Raw genomic sequence first — 16,556 nt, forward strand, 5'->3', positions numbered from 1 at the left:
GACCGCAGCCCGTCCTTCGGATAGGAAAAGTGTTGCGGGAGACTTCGCAGTGCCAGGGATGATTACGGGTTCCCTGGCATTTTTCGTGTTTGCATGTTCCGCTTTTTTACTTAGAATAGGTTTAGAACGCAAGAGGGGGAGGATCAGGTTGTCGGAAAGGGAGAAGGCGTTGGAACTGGCCCTGGCGGGGATCGAACGGCAGTTTGGCAAAGGGGCGATTATGCGTCTCGGCGAGGCCGCGGCACGGTTTTCGGTGGAGGTTATCCCCACCGGCATCCTCGGGGTCGACGTGGCCTTGGGGGTCGGGGGGGTGCCGCGCGGCCGGGTGATCGAGATCTTCGGGCCGGAGTCCTCGGGGAAGACGACGGTGGCCCTGCACGTCGTCGCGGAGGCGCAGAAGGCCGGTGGCCAGGCCGCCTTCATCGACGCCGAGCACGCCCTGGACCCGGTCTACGCGGCGCGGCTCGGGGTGGATATCGACAACCTGCTTGTCGCCCAGCCGGACACCGGGGAGCAGGCCCTGGACATCGCCGAGGCCCTGGTGCGAAGCGGGGCGGTTGACGTCGTCGTGGTGGACAGCGTGGCCGCCCTGGTTCCCAAGGCCGAGCTGGAGGGGGATATGGGGGACGCTCACGTCGGCCTGCAGGCGCGTTTGATGTCCCAGGCCCTGCGCAAGTTGACGGGGGCGATCTCCAAGTCACGTACAACGGCCATCTTTATCAACCAGATCCGCGAGAAGGTCGGCGTCATGTTCGGCAGCCCGGAAACCACCACCGGCGGGCGGGCCCTGAAGTTTTATGCCTCCATCCGCCTGGACGTACGGCGCGCGGAGGTCATCAAGCAAGGGAACGAGATCATCGGCAGCCGGATTCGGATCAAGGTGGTGAAGAACAAGGTCGCCCCGCCGTTCAAGACGGCGGAGTTTGATATCCTTTACGGCCAGGGGATCTCCAAGATCGGTTCCCTGATGGACGTAGCGTTGGACCTGAAGGTCGTCCAGAAGAGCGGCGCATGGTACTCGTTCGGCTCGGAGCGGCTCGGCCAGGGGCGGGAAAACGCGCGGGAATACCTGCAGGAGCATCCGGAGATCGTAAAGGAGATAGAGAGCCAGGTACGCCAGCTCCTGGCATCGGGTGAGGCGAAAGTTCCCGTGGTCCGCGGCGAGGGTGACCAAGCTTAAGCAATGTTCCGTATCTCAAGGCGTCTCGTGGCGGGGCCCGGCTCAAAGGGCAAGCCGCGCCCGGCGATGGTATTGGCGGTACTGGTCCTCCTTGTGGCTCTGCTGGCCGGTTGCGGCGCCCGCGACCCGGCCCCGGCGCCGGGGGAGAAGGGATCTCCCGCTTCAGAAAGCTCTGCGCCGGTTGCCCAGGAAGACCGGGATCCGCAACCCTCGGGCGGTCTCCCGGCGGCGCGCGTGACCGATACCCTCGACGGCGATACTCTCGGGGTGGTGCTTGAAAACGGCCGGCGCGAGAAGGTGCGCCTTATCGGCGTCGACACCCCCGAGACCTCCGGGGACCCGCAACCCTATGGGCCGGAGGCGGCCGCTTTTACCGAAAACAGCCTGAACGGCCGCCGGGTCTGGCTGGAAACCGATGTCGAGGCGCGCGATCGCTACGGCCGGCTTCTGGCCTATGTTTGGCTGTCTGTTCCGGAGAGCCGGGACGAAGCCGGTGTGAGAACGAAGATGTTCAACGCCCGGCTGCTCGCCGGAGGCTATGCCCAGGTCCTCACCGTGCCCCCCAACGTGCGTTACGCCGACTTCTTCGTGCGGCTGCAAAAGGAGGCCCGGGAAGCGAAGCGCGGGCTCTGGAGCGTTCCGGTAAAGATCGAGCGGTATTACCTCGGCAACATGCGCAGCAAGAAGTTCCACCGGCCGGACTGCCGCTGGGCGCGACAGATAAAGCCGGAGAACGGGATGCGGTTTGCGACGCGCGACGCGGCCCTCGATGCGGGCTACTCCGCCTGCCGCGATTGTCGTCCATAATTTTCGCTCATAACTGAACCCTGCGGCGGGAAAATAGGCGCAAGGAGGGTTTAATAATGGCCAAACTATTGAGTGACCGGACCAAGTACGAGTTTGCCCGCGAGATGGGCGTCGCGCACCTGATCCAGGGCAACTACTACGGGAACCTGAGCTCAAGGGATTGCGGCCGGTTTGTCCAAAAGGCGGTCGAACTGGCCGAACGCGCCATGACTTAAACTCTCCGCTTACCGGGAGCGCTCCTCCGGCAGGGGCGCTCTCTCATTTTTGTCCCGGGCTGAAAGACATTTTGCACCCCTGCCGCCCCCCTCGGCGGGGTGTAAGCGTGGCAGGGCCAGGGTCAGAAAAAGGGCCAGAACGGGCAGGACACCGAGCACGTTCAGAGTCGCGGGCACACCCCACCGGTCGGCGATGGCCCCCAGGAGAACCACGCCGACCCCGCCCATGCCGACGGCAAAGCCCATCATAATCCCGGAGGCCAGGCCGACATTGTTGGGCGCCAGTTCCTGGGCGAAGACGACGGTCACCGAGAAGGTGGCGATAATGGCAAAGCCGGCGCCGAAGACGGCGACGGCACGCCAGATGCCGTCCGCGTACGGGAAAAATACCAGGAACGGGATCGAGGCGCCGAAGGACAGGAGCAGCAGCCTGCGGCGGCCCCAACGGTCCGCCAGCGGCCCGCCGGTCAACGTGCCGGCCACCCCGGCAAGCAGGAAGAGGGTCAGGAGATGGCTGGCGTACAGCGGTGAGCGGCCGAGATGGCTCACAAAGTAGAGCGGAATAAAGGCGATCATGCCGGCATGGATGAAAGAGCGGGCGGTGACCACGCCGGTCAGAAGGGTGAGGGCTCCCCAGTCGGTCTGCTGCCCCCGGGCGACACCGTGCACCCGCGCGCCGCGCCGTGCGACGGCCTCCTTTTCGGCGGTGGCCCGGTTGATGGCGGGCATGAGCGACCAGAGGAGCAGGGCGCCGGCCAGGCCCGGAAGCAACAGGCCGGTCACTCCAAGGTGTCCCCAGGCGCCGACCAGCACAGTGGTGGCTAACGGCCCGAGGGCGAAACCGAGGTTGCCCCCGATGGCGAAGACGGCCATGGAAGACGCGCGTCCGGCGCGGGTGGCGAAAAACGTGACCCGGGAACCCTCGGGATGGTAAGCGGCGATGCCCAGACCGCTGGCGAAGATGGCCAGGAGGACGATGGCGAATGACGGAGCGAAGGCGGTCACGGCCAGCCCCGCGGTCGTAAGCAGACAGCCTACCGGGAGGAGCCAGCGCGTGCCGACCCGGTCGCTCAGAACGCCGAAGAACGGCTGGATGACCGACGAGCTGACGTTGGTCACCAGGGTGACCAGGGCCACGGCCGCGTAGGAGAGATGAAAGGTATCCTTCAAGAGCGGCAACAGGACCGGCACCGCGCCCTGCCCCATATCGACCACCAGGTGCCCGAAGGCCAGAAGCCAGATGATTGGATTGGTCATGGACTCATCTTAGGACGCATTATGGGGTGCGTCAAGATTAAACACGAACAGCGCAGCACAAGTTGCAGGGAGGCTTCCGTTCCTGGAGACTGGCCACCCGGCTGTCAGGGGAGTTAGAAAGGAAGAAAAATAGGGGTTGACAGGAGCCCGGAGACGAAGGTAACATAGTCACGATATTTCGATAGGGATCGAAATATCACGAGAGGTAGGTTGGCGGAGTGGGACTGAACGCCCTTTTTAAGGCCCTCAGCGATGAGACCCGGCGGGAGATCTTACGCCTGCTCGCCGCTCGCGGCGACTTGGCGGCCGGCGAAATCGCCGACGCTTTCCCCCTGTCCCGCCCGACGATTTCCCACCACCTGAACGTGCTCAAGGATGCCGGGCTCATCCTGGATGAGCGTCGTGGACAGCACATCATTTACAGCCTGAACACCACCGTTTTCCAGGACCTCTCGGGCTGGCTGTTCGCAATGGTCCAATCGGTGACGCGCAAGAACCGCAATGAACGGAGGGAGGGGCAAAGCATTGAGCAATGAGTATCGTGTCGAGGCGCGCATGGTCAAGGGAGATTGGCCGGCGCTGGTGACTCTGCTGGCCCTCTTCATTGCGGGCGCGGTGCTGTACCCCCGCCTCCCGGAATCGGTGCCGGCGCACTGGAACCTTCAAGGCGAGGTTGACCGCTACCTCTCACGCTTCTGGGGCGCCTTCGCGCTGCCCATCCTGGCCGCGGTATGTTACCTGGGCATGCTCTTTGTGCCCTATATCGACCCGAAACGCGAGAATTACGCCCGCTTCCCCGCCGCATACCGGGCGATGCGCATTGGGCTGGTGCTTGTCCTCGGGGTGCTCCAGGCATTGATCCTCAGCGCCGGCCTCGGCGGGCCGGCGAACCTGGTTCCGCGGGCCGTGCAGCTGGTGATCGGGGGCCTTTTCGTCGTCATCGGCAATTACCTGCCCCAGGCGCGGTACAACTACTTCTTCGGCATCCGGACACCATGGACGCTGGCCGACGAGGGTGTCTGGCGGCGGACCCACCGCTTCGCGGGTGTGCTGTTCGTCCTCGCCGGGCTGGCAATGGCGGCCGCGGCCTTCCTGCGGGCGCCGGCCAATGGGATAATCGCCCTGGGGGCGATTGTAGGAGCGGCCGCGGGGAGCACCCTTTATTCCTTCCTGGCCTTCCGGCGGGTACGGGGTTAGGTGCCGGGGACAACGCCCGGCACTACTGGACGTACCGCGCCGGGTCGAAGCTCTCCCCTTTCTTATTCGGTATCGGGGCGAAGAGAAGGTTGACCGGCAGGAAACTGCCCGACGGGGGGGAGAACTCGACCGTCAGCGGCCCGCCGGCCTGCTGGCGGTGGAGGATGACGGCCCATTTTTGCGGTTGGAGGATACCGTCCTGCGGTACGCCCATAATCGTTTTGCCGTCCAGCGCGACGGCGCCGCAGAAGACCCCTCCGCGGGCATTCACCAGGACCCCAGTCCGGGCCCGGACATCCTTGAGGGTGATACGGTAGACGACGCCGTAATTGCCCTGGTTCTGCACGTTCTGGCCCGTCAGGGCGTCCACGCCTTCGGCAGGCGGGTCGTGTTCGTAATCGCCGAGCAGGAGCCGCTGGTGCATGCGGCCGAGGGCGGTGTCAATGGTCAGAGTGCGGTCCGCGTCCGGGAAAGTGCCCCGGATATGGCCGTCGCCGGGCAGAGGCGCCAATTGCGGCAGTTCTTTCACCGGGTCGGCGGCCGGGGCCAGGGCGGCGAAGGTGAACTCGACCGGCACCGGGGCGCTTAACTCAATGTCGGCCAGAGCGGTGAAACACTGGCCCGGCTTAATGACCGCCGCGCTCACCGCGGGCAGGACGGCGAGGGTCTGCTCGGGCTGCAGGGTGACCGACTCCGGGGCTTGGGCGCTGAAGAAGCGTGAAAGGTGCGTGCGCCCGAGCTGCAGGATACTCTTTGAAGGGCCGGCTCCACCCTGGCGGGTTGTTGTGACCGTGACCGGCTGCGTGCCGGCGTTACGGGCCAACACCCAGATCCGCATGTCGGCGGAGGAGTTGTTCAGGTGGTGGATCATCAACCGCGCGGGGCCCGAGACGGTATCGCGGTAGAGGATTCCGGAACCGGGAATCTTCTCGGGGTTGTTACAGCGGAGGAGTACCCGGTCGGATTGTTTCCAGCCGTCGTTGACGACGGGGAACTCCAGGACCGCCTCCTCGTAGGGGATGATGGCGCCGACCCCGCCGTAAAGCAGGTAAAACTGTTCTTTCGTGTAGTAAATGTCGTCCGTGACCTCGATCTCCACCGTCTCCGTGGCCGTGTCGCCCAGCTCGTCCTTCGCCGTAAGGGATACCGTGTGCTTTCCGGGCTCGAAGAAGGCCATCGCGTTACCCTGCCAGGTGAAGGTCATCGCATGCCCGTCCGGATCACGGCTGGTGTTACGGTAGACTACCGGCTCACCGATGCGGTAACGCGTTTTTTCCGTTGTAAAGGACGGTTCAGGCGGGGAGTTGACGACCAGTTTCTGGGCGAAGGGTTCGCTCCAGTTGCCGTTGGCGTCCTTGACGCGCAGCGTCACCTGGTAGATCCCGGCCTGCCCATAGCTGTTTTCCAGGCCCGTCCATTCCCGGTCAACAATGGGTACTCCCTCCGGATGGCTGCTCTCCTCGAAGACCTGTACCGGTTCTCCGGGGCGGACGCGGGGCCGGGCGAAAGTGAAACGGGCTACCGGAGGCGTCTTCGAAATCAGGGTTAGGCCGATGGTGACGGCCTTCGTCGCCTGCTCGTAATGCACCGTGGCGGACAGCGCCTCGCCGACGAACCGCAACGGGACCAGGGTTCGTCCCTGTTCCGCGCGCGGGGCGGCGACGAGCGTCACTTCTTTCCCGTTGACGGTAGCCCGCCGTTCCCCAAGATGCAGTACGACCTTGGCGTCGGCACCCTTGACAGTGATCGTCTTTGCCGCGCCGTCCCAGTGGACTGCAGCGCCGAGCGCCTCGCTCACAAACCGCAGGGGCACCAGGGTCACGCCATTGTCCACGGCGGGGACGGCGTCCAGGGTGACCGGCCGGCCGTTGACAGTCGCATCTTGGCGCCCAAGGTACAGGATAACCCTTATCGTCTGGCGGCCGGGCCCGGGCCCGGCCGTGTCCACCGGTTTGTCTTGGGCCGGGGCGGGGGACGGGGCATCGCCGGGCGCCTGCGGCGGAGGAGGAAGGGCGATAACGTCATCCCCGGCCACCGCCGGGGGGAGACTGAGAAACATGGACGTCAGCAAGGCGGTCGCCGCTAAGAGGCGCTTCAGGATTGTGAAAGTCAAAGGTACAGGTGCACCTCGTTTCATAAAGGCTACTATATGAATAACCCTCCAGAAGCGGGAAATATGTCGGAGTATTGACAAAAAGAGCTTGCGGTACCGATTATAACAAACAGAGCAAGAGCCTGTCATGCAAGGAAAACGGCCAGCAGGTGATGGGGGCAGGGATATTGTTCGCAGCGCTTTATGAGAGGATTTATAGCCGGCTGGAGCCGGCCGCCTTGCGGCGGGTGCGCCGAACGCTTGCGGGGCGGGCGCGGGGCCGCGTGCTGGAACTCGGGGTGGGGACGGGGCTGAACCTCCCGTACTACCGGGCGGGAGTCGAGGTCCACGGGATCGACCCTGCCCCGGCGATGCTGACCTACGCGCGGGCGAGGGCCGGGGCGGCGCGGCTTGCCACGGCCCGCGCCGAGGATCTTCCCTACCAGGATGCCTTTTTCGATACGGTGGTGGCGACTTTCACGTTTTGTACGGTGGAGGACCCGGAGACCGCGGCGCGCGAGGTGCGGCGCGTGCTTCGACGGGAAGGAAGCTTTCTCTTTATGGAGCACATACTGTCACCGGTGCCGGGCTGGGCAGGCTGGCAGCGCCGGTTATCCCCGTTGTGGCGCCGGGTCCTGGGAGGGTGTCACCCGGACCGGGCAACGCTGGACACCTTTGCGGCGGCCGGACTCCGCGTGAAGGAGTTACACCGCCTGGGTGGAGGCATTCTGCCCGTGGTGTGGGGCCGGGCGGAGGCCATAAGCGGCGGGCGCTGAAGTCCGGGCCTCTCAGGTCAGCCGCTCGAGGACGATGGTGGCCAGGGCCGCAACGAAGATCGCGGGTAGGAGGTTGCCGACCCGGATCTTGGAGACCTTCAACAGATTCAGGCCTATACCGGCAATGATCAGGCCGCCGGTGGCCGTTAACTCGGCGACCACCCATGGGCTGAGGTAGGGCTGCACCGCGCCGGCGGCGAGCGTCAGCGTTCCCTGGTAAAGGAAGACTGGCACGGCGGAGAAGAGGACACCGATCCCCATGGTCGTGGCGAAGATCAGGGAAGCGATCCCGTCGAGCAGGGATTTGGCGAAAAGCGTGCGTGGCTGCCCGGTCAGGCCGTCCTCAATCGACCCGAGCACGGCCATGGCCCCCACGCAGAAGACCAGAGTGGCCGTGATGAACGCACGGCCGAGGGCTGCGCCGCTCTGGCTGTTCCCGCCGATGCGGGCCTCAAGGCGGCGGGCGAAAGCCGCCAACCGGCCCTCGATATCAAGGGCGGCGCCGGCGGCCCCCCCGACGACCAGGCTGCCGATGACGATCAGGGGGTTCTTGGTTTGCAGGGCCATCTGGATCCCGAGTAGGATCACGGAAAGGGATAAGCCCTGCATCACCGTTTCGCTCACCCGTTCCGGCAGGCCCCGCCGGACGGCGACCCCGGCAAGCGCGCCGAGCACGATAGCCGTGGCGTTGACAATGGTCCCCGTCAAGTTCCCCAACCCTTTCTCCCGTTTTTCCTTGGCCCCCGGTGGACAGAATGAACAGAGACGCTGTCCGGGCGGCGGAATAGACCGGGGGGATGATGTTGCAGAAGACACTGGCGGAAGCAGCCGGCGAAGTCGAGAGCGTTGCCGGGGCCATCGCGCCGACCCTGATTCGGGACGTCTCGGGCTACGACCGGGTCCTGCAGCTCTTTTTCACGCGGGCGGTACGTGCTTTTCGAGCCATCCGGTTGCTGGCGGGCGAGGGGCTTGGGACCGACGCTTTGATCCTGGTGCGCGCACTCTACGAGCAAGTGCTGAACCTGCTGTATATCGCGACCGATCCCGACCGCCTGGCCGACCAGTACCTGGAATATGCCCATTACCGGAACTGGACGTACCTCCGGTTCCTGCGCCGGCACTATCCGGAGGCGGCCCGGATGGATCCGAAGACCGTTGAGGATATGCGGCGACAGTTTCTGCGGGTGCGAAAACGGTATCCCGGCGGACGCTCCTGGCACGGCAAGGCCATCGTCGACCTGGCCCGCCTGTTGAAGCTGGACGGCACACATGAGACGCTTTACAAGATTGCGTGTGACGTCGTCCATGGCAACGTCTCCGGCCTTTATCCGCTGCTGACCCTCGCCGAGGAAAGGCTGGAGGTGCGGGCCGGGCCTGATGGAGACGGTTACGCCGAAGAGGCCTTGGAACTGGCGGTGTACTGTGTCCTGCCGATCCTGGGCGAGGTCAGCCGCCATTTCGGGCTGGGGATGGAGGCCGGGCTGGAGGGAATCCGTGCCCGGCTGCACGGTGCGCCCCGGCATCCAGCAACCTCTGCATGATAGTCACGTCCAGCCAGCGCCCGAATTTGTGCCCGACTTCCCGCAGCCGGCCGGCCTCCACGAAACCGAAACGCCGGTGCAGGTGAATGCTCACCGCGTTTTCGGACTCGATCAAGGCGATAACGGTATGGTGCCCCCGGTCCGCCGCCGCGTTCAGCAAAGCCCCCAGGAGAAGCGTCCCCAGGCCGCGACCCCGATGGTCCCGGTCGACATAGATTGAGTCCTCAACTGTAAAGCGGTACCCGTCCCGCAGGGAGTAAGGTGAAAGAGCCCCCCAGGCGACGACGTTCTCCCCATGTTCGACGACCAGGACCGGATGGTTTCCCCCATGCGCCTCGAACCAGTCTTGCCGTTCGGCGTCCGACATGGGGCACAGGCAAAACGCCGCAACGCTGTGTTCCACGGCGTGATTGAAGATCCGGTTGATGGCCGGCAGGTCGGCCGCTTCTGCCGTACGCAGGCGGTAACCGGGGGCGGCGTTCATTTGTCATCATCCTCCCGGCACCAACAACATCAACTCCCATTATAGCTCTTTTACGCTCCCGGTGGACAAAAAAGAATCGCCGGGCGTCCCGTGGGACACCCGGCCAGAGATTACCGGCGGCGCTCTTTAGATTAGCGCCACATCTTCACGATGTCCACGTTACGGAAATAGAAATTGAGGATGTCCCGGGCTTTGCGCCCGTCCTTGGCGAGCTGGTAGGCACCCCACTGGCTCATGCCCACACCGTGGCCGAAACCCAGCCCCGCGATACGAACCCCTCCGGCGGCGGGCCGGATGCTCGTTATCTTCGTCGATTTCATCTTGTTCGGCCCGATTGCAACGCGGAATTCCGCCGCGGGGACCGTGGCGTTGCCGATCCTCAGACGGGTGGCCCGCCCGGACGGGCCGCGCTCGGTGATTTCGATGGTGTTGAACGCACCGGGGTTCGGGGCCCCGATCTTGGCCAGGGCGGCCGTTATCTCCTGCTTCGTAAGGACGGTTGACCAGCGTGCCCGCTCGGGGGGGGCCGCAGGTGAGTCGGGGGACTTGACAACCGTGATATAGGGCGGTTCGGCCTTCTTCCAGTTCAGACCTTCCCGTGCCGTGGCCGTCATTCCCCCGGCGTGGGAATGAAACCAGGCTTCGATGAACCGCCCGTTGTGGACCAGCACCTGCCCGCGGGTGCGTGTCACCGCGCGGCGGATCCGGTCGTTCACGTTGGCCTGGTTCCAGGCCTGGGCTTCCGTGGGATCGGTCGAGATGTGCGCCCCCGGGTACTTGGAGTGGCCCTTGGTGGCGATGAAGTTCAGGACGTAGGTCCTGGCCAGGATGGCCTGGGCGGCGAGGGCCTCTTCGGGAAAGAAGTTGTCGATTTCTCCGGCCACCGTCCCGGCCACGTAATCCTCAAGCTTCATTTTCTTTACCTGTCCGGTTTCCTTGACGTAGACATTAAGCGTTGGCTCCTGGTTCGGCCCCTGGCTGATAGCCCGGGGTATGGCGGGCTTCCTTGCCGGAGCGCCGCCGGTGCAACCGGAGGCCAGTGCGGTGATGAGAACGCTACACAGAACGAGGAGCACAAGGGCGATTGGCAGCGGCCTTTTGGTGGGCAATTTACAGTCCCTCCCGTGGATCGTTTTTCTTTAGGATTTGGGGACGGACCTTGTTCTATTGCGGAAATAGCTGGGGCAACTTGAGGGGTTTTCCTGGCCCCGAGCGGGTGGTAAAATTGCGTAGGGTATTGGACCCTACGTAATCGGCCTCCGCCGGAGGTGGTCGACGAAATGGAATCCCGCCGGGCATTTCCCCCATGGGCCGCCCTGGGCTCCGCCGTGCGCTGGATGGAGGCGCTGCTGGCGGGTCCGCGGTGGAGCATTGCCTTCGGTACCCTGTTGCTCTCCGCCGCCGTTTTCGCGGGGTTTTTCGGCCCGGATGGAGGAGCCTCCCTTCTGGCACAGGCCGTGGCGGGAAAAACAGCGGAGCCGGCACGGGGGCTCGGTGTTTCGAACCTTGCCCGGGCGCGCTGGTTTGTGGGCCTGGAGGTACTGCTTCTGCTGGGGCTGTCGGCCTGCCTGCTCCGCCGGGTTTTTGAGGCGCTGCACGATCTGCGGTGGCCGGTCCTGCTTGAGACCCCGGAGCAAATAGGAAGGTGCGCGTGGTCGCGAAGCCTCTTTTATCCCGACACCAGCGCGCGATGGGCCATAGCCAGGCAAGAGGCGGCGCTGCGCGCACGTGACTGGGCCGTAAGGGTGCTGGACGGGGATGGCGGCGCGGCCATGCTTTACGCGGAATACTGGCGGTGGGGAAGACTTAGCTCCCTTATGCTGCACACCGGGGTTCTCCTTGTCGTGGCGGCGGGGATTATGGCGCCCTTTATGCGCACCGTCGAGCGGGTGGAGACCGTGGCCTACCGCACCCTGCCTTTGAGTGAGAAGGGCTTCCGGTACGATGTGCAGATCGGCGACCTGGCGCTGGACCCGGTGCAGGACGGGAAGACGCCCGACTGCCGGGTGAGCGTGGCCGTGGTGGACCGCGGCCTGCAGTTGCCGCCGCACGAGGTGCGGGCCGGCTCTCCGCTTCACCACCGGGGAATGACGATCTATCTTGGGGACTGCGGGCGTATCGTGGATTTAAGGATCCGGGATGGGGACGAAGAGCGGCTGTTGTCGGTCCGGGACGGCGGGCGGGTTAATCTGCCCGGAGCGGACGGGCGGGTAGCCGTGCGCCTGTCCCCGGACCTGAATTACGTTGCCTGTGAGGTTGGTAACGGGGAAGGGATGGGTGCCGCGGGCAGGGTAAGGGCCGGCGAAACGGTGCGGATCGGCCGGACCTCCTTAGCCTTTGTGGGACAGCGTCCGTATGCCGTATTGGTGGTAAAGCGTGAGGCCGGGGCGGGGCTCGCCCTTGCCGGGGCCGTAATGTTCTTGGGTGGATTCATCCTGGGGCAGGCGATGCGGCTGCGGCGGGTGTGGGCGGTGGCCGGGCCGGGGAACGGTGGAGCATCCATCCACCTTGGGGGCGACACCCCCGGTGACGAGACGGCCCTGGTCGGTCCGGCCGGCCCCGGCTCCCGCTGATTGACGGCCGGCGGTTTGCGGGCCGCCGGCCGTTCGTCCGCCATGCCGCCGGATCTCAGTCACCAAGGTTGAGCGAGCCTTTGCTGAGCAGGATGACGATCACCACTACGAGCAGCAGTAACCAGAGACCGGACACTCCGGATACCGTCGTATCCGCCACGGGAGGTCCCCTCCTTTGCGTTGGATTGTTTCCCGGCATGATATGCGCCCGTGGCGGCAACGGTGTCAGGGCGTCGCCCCGGCGGAGGCCGAAACGTTACCCGCTGAAGGGTGTTTCATGGCCGCGCAGTTCGGCACGGGTGTCACGTGCGGCGGCCGCCGAAGTTCGCGCGCCCGGTGAGCGCATGTGGGCCGGGCGCGAAGAAAACTGTGGATAAATCTGTGGACGGCGTGTCTTCAACATCGGCTGCCAGGCGCCCCAAAAATTCGAGGCGCTTTGACCCGACGGCGAAGGGGACGGTCAGGGGGTCGGTTGGGGAACGCGGAGACGTTCCCGCGCCCAGCGGTAGAAAAGGCCGCCGAGCATCAGAAAACCGGCCAGGCCGACGGCTGAGTAGAGATAACGCACCAGTGTCGAAAAACCCAGCTGGCCGGCGGCCAGGGCGGCGCCGGCCGTCAACAGCGCCACCCAGTGGAATTTCGGTGTGGCGGGGTCGGCCAGGCGGGCCCCGAAGCCGTAGAGGTTGCCCACGGCGGTGGTGTAGATTTCAGCCAGCAGGACGCCGATGTAGGCCACCTGAACGGGGCGCGTGAACTCTCCGGCGACGAAGGCCATCGGTACCTCGAAGCCGGCCGCCTCCAGGCGGCTCAGGATGGCCAGGTTAATGAAGAGCGCTCCCAGGCCGAGGCCGATGCCGCCCCACAGGGCGCCGCGGCGCAAAGCAGCTTCATCGCGGGCGCCGGCCCCCAGGGGGGCGAGAACGGCCACGGCCAGGACCAGGTTGTAGGAAGCATAGGTCAGGGCCGCGAGCGGCCACGACGGCACCGCCGCCGAGGCCGGGCTGGCCCAGACGCGGATCGCCCAGGGGTCGGGCGGCGTGGTGTAGACCGTAACCAGGCTGACCCCGATCACGGCGACCAGGAGGACGGGCGCCACGAAACTGATGGCGGTGATCACCCCCCTGAGCCCGAGGAGCACCGTGGCCAGTGAAGCGCCGACGATGAGGGCGCTGCCCAGGGCCGGCGGGAGCCCGAACTGCTCGGCGAAAATCGCCCCGCCTCCCGCAGCCATCGCCGTCAGGGCGCCGAAAAGAAAGAAAGTGATTATCCCGTCCACCGCCGCACCGAGCCAGGGACCACCGGCGTAACGTATAACCTCCAGGTGCGATCTTGCGCGGAGTCGGTGGCCAAGTTGAAGGATGATCCGGCCGAAGAAAACGAAGAGGAGTGCGGCCAGCGCCAGCGCCGGAAAGCTGGCCGGGCCGAAGAAACTGAAAAACTGTAGAACCTCCTGGCCGGAGGCGAAACCCGCGCCGACCACCGTGCCGATGTAGGTGGCGGCGATGCTGAACGTGGACAGGGAGCGCGTTTGCACCGCCTGTCAGCCCCCCGGCCGCAGCAGCCCGGACAGCGCCACCGAAAGGGCGATGACGAGCACGCCGGTCACGATGTAAATGATGAACAAGGTGTTCCGGTCGGCTGCCGCTTCTCTTATGCGGGGCGGGTTGAATGCATCTTGCGAGGCCCGGAAGACACGGCGGGCGAACGGGTCATAGCCGTAGGTTTGAAGCAGAAAAATCCCGCTGAGCACGGCGACGAGGGCCAGCTTTAACAAAAGGACGAGCCCGGCCGGCCGGGCCAGGAGCGGCGATAGGGCGGCCCAGTGCGTGGCGACAGCGATAAAACCTGTTATGGCGAGCAAACCCAGGCTGACCCACGTCACCATGGTATACCGTGCGGCGGTACGCGCCTCCATCCCCAGGGCACGTCCCTCGCCGAGGAGGCGGAGGGCGGGGCGCACGGCGACGAAATGGTAGATTACGCTGCCCACCCAGGCCACCGCGGACAAAACGTGCAGCGTGCCCAATAAGCCGCCAAGAAAAGCGGGCATGGTATCACCCTCCTGCATACCGGAGTGTTTCTATCATTGCCCGTGCCACGGGCAGGTTATGCCGCCGGTGCCTGGTGGAGAAGGTAATCGGGGAAGGCGGAACCCTGCTGGAGAAAGAAGGCGATCTTATGCGTCAAAACGACCCCGGATTCTGGGCTGCATTGTGGCGCCGGGCCCGGGAAGAGCCCCCGGTGGCTCGGCGGCGCTGCCGCAACGAGGCGGAGTCCATTGCCCATTGGAGCCGGCGGGCGTCGCGTTTCGCCCGCCAGACCGGCGGGACCAGGGGCGGCGGGGGTTATGCCGAGGCGCTGCGCTTCCTGGAATACGAGGGGGCGCTGAAACCCGGAATCTCAGTACTGGATATCGGGGCGGGCACGGGCAACCTGACCCTGCCCATGGCGCGCCTCGGGGCGCAGGTGACCGCCCTGGAGCCGGCGGAAAAGATGAGGGAGATTCTGGAGCGGCGCGCCGTGGCCGAGGGGGTGACCGGGGTCGACATCCTGGCGGCGGCCTGGCAGGATGTGGATCTCATCCGCGATGGAATGGAGAGAGGATTCGACCTTGTGGTCGCCTCGATGACCCCGGGGATACGGGAACCCGAAGACCTGCACAAGATGCTTGCCGCGTCACGCCGTTACTGCTATTACAGCGCCTATTCCGGCGAGCGCTGGGACGAGGCCCAGCGCGACCTGTGGCGGGTGTTTTTCGGCGGCGAGGAGCTGTCGGGAAACCCCGGGGACATCATCTATCCCTTTAATTACCTGTATGCACTCGGCTACAGGCCGGTGCTGCGTTTCGACTTTGAAAACAGAGTGCGGGAGGGACTGTTGGAGGACGCGGTCGATGAACTTTGCCAGTTCTTTTGGCAGTATATGGACATTACCGAAGAGGTACGGCTGACCATCGCCGAATACGTGCGGGAGCGCAGCATAGGCGGGGTCTTTCGCCGGGAGAACACCATCTGCCGCGGGATGATGATCTGGCGGGTCGACCGGCGACCAGGCTTCGGCTAAACGCCGCAGAGCGGACCCTAGAGCAGCGAGACTGAGAGGGGTGTTTAACCTATACGCGATGATAGGTTAAAATAAGTAAATTAATATAACACAGGCTTACACAGGGAGGGCGGGGGGATGATCACCCTAATCGAGGCCCGAAACTTTCGTTGTCTACGGTATGTCAAACAGCCGCTGGGTCGTTTTCATGTTCTGGTAGGGCCTAATGCCAGCGGTAAGACAACCTTCCTGGATGTGGTAGCCTTTCTCGGTCAACTCGTATCGGATGGTCTTGACGCCGCGATTTCCGAGCGAACACAAAACTTTCAAGACCTTGTCTGGGGACGGTCCGGGGATAGCTTTGAGCTGGCCGTCGAAGCCAGAATCCCGGATGATCGCCGTTTACTTCTGTCTGGACAATCCTATGATACCATTCGCTATGAAGTCGGCTTGGCCAATGAGCAGGGTGAAACGGTAATCTATGCAGAAAAGGCCCTGTTGAAAGTGTCAGAACCGGTTGAGGGAACCCAGCGAACCCTGTTCCCGATCTTCCGACAGCCTCCCAGGTCGATTATGACTGCCAAGGGACAGCGCGGGACCGTCACGATCGTTAACAAGGTGCCCGGTGGCAATGATAATTTTTACTCCGAAACATATCGGGAATCAGGTAAAGGGTGGGCACCGGCCTTCAAGCTCGGGCCCCGAAAGTCAGCACTTGGCAACCTGCCTGAGGATGAATCTAAATTTCCAGTAACGACATGGTTTAAGAGGCTATTATCTGATGGTGTGCAGCGGTTTGTTCTTAATAGCCTTTTGATTCGGAAGGCCAGCCCGCCTGGCAAAGTGCGTGGGTTCAAAACGGACGGTTCCAACTTACCATGGGTGGTTGAGAGGCTTCGTCAGAAAGAGCCGGAACGTTACCAGGAATGGATCGCGCATCTGACAACGGCACTTCCCGATCTGGAAGGCATCCGTACCGTGGAGCGGCCGGACGACAGACACCGCTATCTGATGATTCGGTACCGTGGGGGACTGGAGGTTCCATCCTGGATGGCATCGGACGGTACCCTTCGGCTCTTGGCGCTGACCCTTCCGGCCTATCTACCCGACTTTGAGGGGATCTACCTGATAGAAGAGCCAGAAAACGGCATTCATCCGCGGGCGGTCGAGACGATGTTCCAGTCGCTCTCCTCGGTCTATCACGCCCAGATCCTTATGGCAACTCATTCGCCGGTCATCTTGAGCGTCGCCGATCCAGACGAGGTACTTTGTTTTGCTAAGACCCCGGAAGGGGCAACAGATATCGTCTTGGGAAGCGAACATCCAGCTTTGGCAGATTGGCGTGGAGAGACGAATCTTGGCGTTCTCTTCGCGGGAGGTGTGCTGGGATGA

General features: G+C 64.2%; 17 protein-coding genes. 10 read left to right on the plus strand and 7 right to left on the minus strand.

Going from position 1 to position 16,556, the window contains the following annotated elements:
• Positions 1-148: 148 nt before the first annotated feature.
• The 3 genes from recA to QMC81_03845 are packed head-to-tail and all read left to right on the plus strand — an operon-like array spanning position 149 to position 2,202.
• Positions 149-1,180, plus strand: a complete 1,032-nt coding sequence (recA, locus tag QMC81_03835) for a recombinase RecA (protein ID MDI6906611.1) — start codon at positions 149-151, stop codon at positions 1,178-1,180.
• A gap of 3 nt (positions 1,181-1,183) precedes the next feature.
• Entirely contained in the window at positions 1,184-1,987 is an 804-nt protein-coding gene (locus tag QMC81_03840) for a thermonuclease family protein (protein ID MDI6906612.1), read from the plus strand.
• 56 nt (positions 1,988-2,043) lie between these two features.
• Positions 2,044-2,202, plus strand: coding sequence for a small, acid-soluble spore protein, alpha/beta type (locus tag QMC81_03845; protein MDI6906613.1), 159 nt, complete (start codon positions 2,044-2,046; stop codon positions 2,200-2,202).
• Positions 2,203-2,211: 9 nt separating this feature from the next.
• On the opposite strand, the gene QMC81_03850 is transcribed toward QMC81_03845, so the two are convergent.
• Complete coding sequence (locus QMC81_03850; protein ID MDI6906614.1) at positions 2,212-3,459, minus strand: MFS transporter; 1,248 nt, start codon at positions 3,457-3,459, stop codon at positions 2,212-2,214.
• A 218-nt stretch (positions 3,460-3,677) separates the two neighbouring features.
• Here QMC81_03850 and QMC81_03855 point away from each other — a divergent pair, with 218 nt between their 5' ends.
• Positions 3,678-3,995, plus strand: coding sequence for an autorepressor SdpR family transcription factor (locus QMC81_03855; GenBank protein ID MDI6906615.1), 318 nt, complete (start codon positions 3,678-3,680; stop codon positions 3,993-3,995).
• Positions 3,985-4,656, plus strand: coding sequence for an SdpI family protein (locus tag QMC81_03860; protein ID MDI6906616.1), 672 nt, complete (start codon positions 3,985-3,987; stop codon positions 4,654-4,656). The genes QMC81_03855 and QMC81_03860 overlap by 11 nt, the downstream gene beginning before the upstream one ends.
• A 22-nt stretch (positions 4,657-4,678) precedes the next feature.
• Here the strand turns inward: QMC81_03860 and QMC81_03865 are convergent, their stop codons facing one another.
• Positions 4,679-6,769: a stalk domain-containing protein gene (locus QMC81_03865; GenBank protein MDI6906617.1), complete on the minus strand. Its 2,091-nt coding sequence runs from the start codon at positions 6,767-6,769 to the stop codon at positions 4,679-4,681.
• A gap of 167 nt (positions 6,770-6,936) precedes the next feature.
• Between QMC81_03865 and QMC81_03870 the strand changes: the two genes are divergently transcribed.
• A complete protein-coding gene (locus QMC81_03870; protein ID MDI6906618.1) occupies positions 6,937-7,524 on the plus strand; it encodes a methyltransferase domain-containing protein in 588 nt (195 codons plus the stop codon).
• 12 nt (positions 7,525-7,536) lie between these two features.
• Here QMC81_03870 and QMC81_03875 read toward each other — a convergent pair whose 3' ends face one another.
• Complete coding sequence (locus QMC81_03875) at positions 7,537-8,232, minus strand: DUF554 domain-containing protein (GenBank protein MDI6906619.1); 696 nt, start codon at positions 8,230-8,232, stop codon at positions 7,537-7,539.
• A 92-nt stretch (positions 8,233-8,324) separates the two neighbouring features.
• On the opposite strand from QMC81_03875, the gene QMC81_03880 reads away from it, so the two are divergent.
• The gene (locus QMC81_03880; protein MDI6906620.1) at positions 8,325-9,065 is read left to right on the plus strand and encodes a DUF5677 domain-containing protein; all 741 of its coding nucleotides are present in this window, start codon (positions 8,325-8,327) and stop codon (positions 9,063-9,065) included.
• Here QMC81_03880 and QMC81_03885 read toward each other — a convergent pair.
• Entirely contained in the window at positions 8,971-9,549 is a 579-nt protein-coding gene (locus QMC81_03885) for a GNAT family N-acetyltransferase (protein MDI6906621.1), read from the minus strand. The genes QMC81_03880 and QMC81_03885 overlap by 95 nt on opposite strands.
• A 131-nt stretch (positions 9,550-9,680) precedes the next feature.
• A complete protein-coding gene (locus QMC81_03890; GenBank protein ID MDI6906622.1) occupies positions 9,681-10,658 on the minus strand; it encodes a SpoIID/LytB domain-containing protein in 978 nt (325 codons plus the stop codon).
• Between the two features lie 171 nt (positions 10,659-10,829).
• Here QMC81_03890 and QMC81_03895 point away from each other — a divergent pair, with 171 nt between their 5' ends.
• On the plus strand, positions 10,830-12,122 hold the full coding sequence (locus tag QMC81_03895) for a cytochrome c biogenesis protein ResB (GenBank protein ID MDI6906623.1): 1,293 nt from the start codon (positions 10,830-10,832) through the stop codon (positions 12,120-12,122).
• Between the two features lie 460 nt (positions 12,123-12,582).
• Here QMC81_03895 and QMC81_03900 read toward each other — a convergent pair whose 3' ends face one another.
• Positions 12,583-13,656 (minus strand): hypothetical protein, encoded by a 1,074-nt coding sequence (locus tag QMC81_03900; protein ID MDI6906624.1) that lies wholly within the window; start codon positions 13,654-13,656, stop codon positions 12,583-12,585.
• A 6-nt stretch (positions 13,657-13,662) separates the two neighbouring features.
• Positions 13,663-14,172 carry a hypothetical protein gene (locus tag QMC81_03905; GenBank protein ID MDI6906625.1) on the minus strand — a complete coding sequence of 170 codons (510 nt, stop codon included), beginning with the start codon at positions 14,170-14,172 and terminating at the stop codon, positions 13,663-13,665.
• Between the two features lie 128 nt (positions 14,173-14,300).
• Here QMC81_03905 and QMC81_03910 point away from each other — a divergent pair, with 128 nt between their 5' ends.
• Both QMC81_03910 and QMC81_03915 read left to right on the plus strand, forming a co-directional pair.
• Positions 14,301-15,185 carry a class I SAM-dependent methyltransferase gene (locus QMC81_03910; protein ID MDI6906626.1) on the plus strand — a complete coding sequence of 295 codons (885 nt, stop codon included), beginning with the start codon at positions 14,301-14,303 and terminating at the stop codon, positions 15,183-15,185.
• Positions 15,186-15,302: 117 nt separating this feature from the next.
• The gene (locus QMC81_03915) at positions 15,303-16,556 is read left to right on the plus strand and encodes an ATP-binding protein (GenBank protein MDI6906627.1); all 1,254 of its coding nucleotides are present in this window, start codon (positions 15,303-15,305) and stop codon (positions 16,554-16,556) included.

Source organism: Thermoanaerobacterales bacterium (genome assembly GCA_030019475.1).
Lineage (GTDB): Bacteria > Bacillota > Desulfotomaculia > Desulfotomaculales > JASEER01 > JASEER01.